At 38.6% G+C, this 3,233-nt stretch carries 4 protein-coding genes; 1 reads left to right on the top strand and 3 read right to left on the bottom strand.

Annotation, left to right across the window (positions count from 1 at the left end; translation table 11 throughout):
• Nucleotides 1-141 precede the first annotated feature (141 nt).
• Nucleotides 142-441 (top strand): YbaB/EbfC family nucleoid-associated protein, encoded by a 300-nt coding sequence (locus QZ565_RS08925; RefSeq protein ID WP_000981526.1) that lies wholly within the window; start codon nt 142-144, stop codon nt 439-441.
• A gap of 173 nt (nt 442-614) precedes the next feature.
• Here the strand turns inward: QZ565_RS08925 and QZ565_RS08920 are convergent, their stop codons facing one another.
• The 3 genes from QZ565_RS08920 to QZ565_RS08910 form a co-directional block, all read right to left on the bottom strand.
• A complete protein-coding gene (locus tag QZ565_RS08920) occupies nt 615-1,475 on the bottom strand; it encodes a methionyl aminopeptidase (RefSeq protein WP_000631543.1) in 861 nt (286 codons plus the stop codon).
• A gap of 15 nt (nt 1,476-1,490) precedes the next feature.
• Nucleotides 1,491-2,768 (bottom strand): CBS-HotDog domain-containing transcription factor SpxR, encoded by a 1,278-nt coding sequence (gene spxR, locus QZ565_RS08915; protein ID WP_295528433.1) that lies wholly within the window; start codon nt 2,766-2,768, stop codon nt 1,491-1,493.
• Nucleotides 2,761-3,233: GNAT family N-acetyltransferase (locus QZ565_RS08910; protein WP_295528428.1), on the bottom strand; the 473-nt coding region annotated here is incomplete at its 5' end. The genes QZ565_RS08910 and spxR, both read right to left, overlap by 8 nt.

Genomic DNA, 3,233 nt, shown 5'->3' with positions numbered 1-3,233 from the left:
ATTATGGCATCCATTTTTGTAAATTTAAGAATATAATTGTTTACACTTATCTCTACGATGTTTTAAACTATTGTTAGACTTTTGCCCCTAAAATTGGTAAAATAAAAAGAAAATAATAGAAAAAGGAAACTGTAAACCGCTATGATGAATATGCAAAACATGATGCGCCAAGCACAAAAACTTCAAAAACAAATGGAACAAAGTCAAGCTGAACTTGCAGCTATGCAATTTGTTGGCAAATCTGCTCAAGACCTTGTCCAAGCGACCTTAACTGGAGATAAGAAAGTTGTCAGCATTGACTTCAATCCAGCTGTCGTTGACCCAGAAGATCTTGAAACTCTTTCTGATATGACCGTTCAAGCCATTAATTCTGCTCTTGAACAAATCGATGAAACTACCAAGAAAAAACTGGGTGCTTTCGCTGGGAAATTGCCATTCTAAGCATAAGAAAAAACGCTCTATAATATCTGTAGGAAAGTCCCGCTACAGATATTATGGAGCCTATTTTCTTGTCTTCAAAAATTCTAAAAACATCAATACAATGCCTTTATTTAATATGAAAAGATCTACTGGATTCTTTAGAAATAAACTTCCAGTAGATCTTTCACTTTCTTTTAATAAGTTCCTTCTTCACCTTGACTAGTCAAGATAACTGGTCCATCTTTAGTAATCACGAATTGGTGTTCATATTGACAAGATAAACCACCGTCAATGGTCTTATGCGCCCAACCGGTCTTCATATCTGTATCAATTTCCCAGTCACCTGTATTGATCATTGGTTCAATAGTCAATACCATTCCTTCACGGAGACGAAGCCCACGACCAGCAATACCATAGTTAGGAACCATTGGTTCTTCGTGCATGGTTGGACCAACACCATGACCAACCAAATCACGTACAACACCGTAACCACGACTTTCAGCGTATTCTTGAATAGCTGCACCAATATCACCGATACGATTTCCAACAACAGCTTGCTCGATTCCCTTGTACATGGCTTCTTTGGTTACATCCATCAAGTTTTTTACTTCTTCGGACGGTGTACCAACAGCATAAGCCCAACAAGAGTCTGCTAGACCACCAGAGTAGCTCTGAGTGTATTTTTTCATTTGCTCCACATTGTTGAAGTTTAGTTTTGAGACATTCAGGTCAGATTTAGCAATAGGACCTCCCAAAACCATATCAACCTTGAGCAAATCACCATCTTTCAAGATATAGTGACGAGGAAAAGCGTGAGCTACTTCATCGTTAAGAGAGCAGCAGGTAGCATAAGGATAGTCCATCATAGCACCGTCAACTCCAATCTGAAGCGGAAGGAAATTTTCTTCCTTACAACGACGGCGGACATACTCTTCAACTTCCCACATATCTACGCCAGGCTTAATCAAATCACGTAAGCCGATATGAATACTTGCTAGAAAATCCCCAGCCTTATCCATAGCTTCGATTTCACGAGCTGATTTTAATGTTATCATTTTTTCTCCTAGTTTCTAATTAATTTTAACAGTCACATTTGCTTTTGAAACAATCTGGTGACCATGATAAATATCGTAGTCAATAATAGCTGACCGTCTAGTATGGTGGATAATGCGTGCTTGAATGCGCAGTATATCATCTATCTGAACAGCCTGTAAAAAGTAAATCAGCATCTGCTCAATAATGAGATTTCGACCACTATTAACAACTAAATCTTGGGTCATGTGGGTCAAAATTTCTGCCAATACACCATTAGCCAAAACACCGTTCTTCTCAAGCATAAAGGGTTCCACTGTAATGACTACTTCATCATGATGATAAGAAAGTTTTTGTCCAATCTGCTCAGAAAAAGTAGGTAGAGCAGAAACTTGGGAACGACTCATCTTCTCCATGACATCTCGTCTAGTTACAACGCCAAGCAAGGTTTGATTATTTCGAATAACTGGTACCATTTCAAAGTCTTCGGCAATCATCCGTTGACTCACATTGGCAATGTTTGTCGATAATCCAACTAAAAATAGACCACGGGACATGACCTTATCAATTGTGGTACTTGGCGATTTATCACCAGCGTCCCTCATGGTTACAACTCCAACAACAACCTGATGTTGATTAATAACAGGGAAACGACTGCTACGATTCTTACGTACCAAGTCCAAATAATCTTTAACAGTGTCGGTCTCTCTCAGAAAACCATATTCATGACTCGGACGGTACAGTTTCTCAACTGTCAAAATATCTGTTTTGATTTGTACATTTGACAAGGCTTTATTGATCATGGTCGCAACGGTGAAAGTGTCGTGCTTGCTTCTCAGGACAGGAATTCCTTTTTGATTGGCCAATTTAATCACATCATCATGAACCTGAAATCCACCTGTAACCAGGACTGCATTTTCATTTTCCAATGCTAACAATTGAATACGAGTCCGATCTCCGACAATCAAAAGTCCCCCATCATGAAGGTAAGACAAAATATTTTGCTCAGTCATGGCACCGATCGAGAACTTACTAAATTCTCTCTCTAAACCTTCTTGACCAGCCAGAACCTCAGAAGAAATCACTTCTGCAATTTCAGCAAAAGTTAATCTCTCTATAGCAACTTTCTGAGATTTAACACGTATAGTACCACTTCTTGGGCGAGTCTCTACAATTCCACGGTTTTCAGCTTCCTTGATAGCCCGATAGGCCGTTCCATCACTGACTCCTAGATGGTTGGAAATGCTTCGAACACTGACTCTTTTACCAACGGGTAATTCTTCCAAATAGCTTAGAATTTCTTGGTGTTTACTCATTAATTTCTCCCTTTACAAAGCGAAACTCAAGATAATCTCGCATTTTCCTTGTATAGCGATCACTTCCTTTAAATTGCCGAATTAAACGGAATCCAGACTTAAGAGCAACTTTTTGGCTAGCTTCATTTTCAAGATGAGTAATGATGGATAATTGTTTTAAACCAAATTCCTCAAAAGAAAGGTGACAAATTTTTCTAACAACCTCTGTCATAAATCCTTGCGACCAAGCATCTTTTCTCAAAAAATAGCCAAGCTCAGCTTCGTTTTTGATTTCATCTAACTTCTCAAATTTAACAGAACCAATCATTTGTTGATTTTTCTGGTCACAAATTGCCCACACTCCCAAAGGGGACTTCATAAAGTAATTGGCCAGTGCATATTGACTTTCTTCCAGACTTGCCTGAGTTGGGAAAATAAATTGTAAATTTTCAGGATTTGAAGCTATCTCATGGAAGTCCTGACTAT

It is taken from the genome of uncultured Streptococcus sp. (assembly GCF_915066115.1).
GTDB lineage: Bacteria > Bacillota > Bacilli > Lactobacillales > Streptococcaceae > Streptococcus.
Note: the sequence above shows the minus strand (reverse complement) of the source record. Positions and strands in the feature narration are given on the sequence as shown.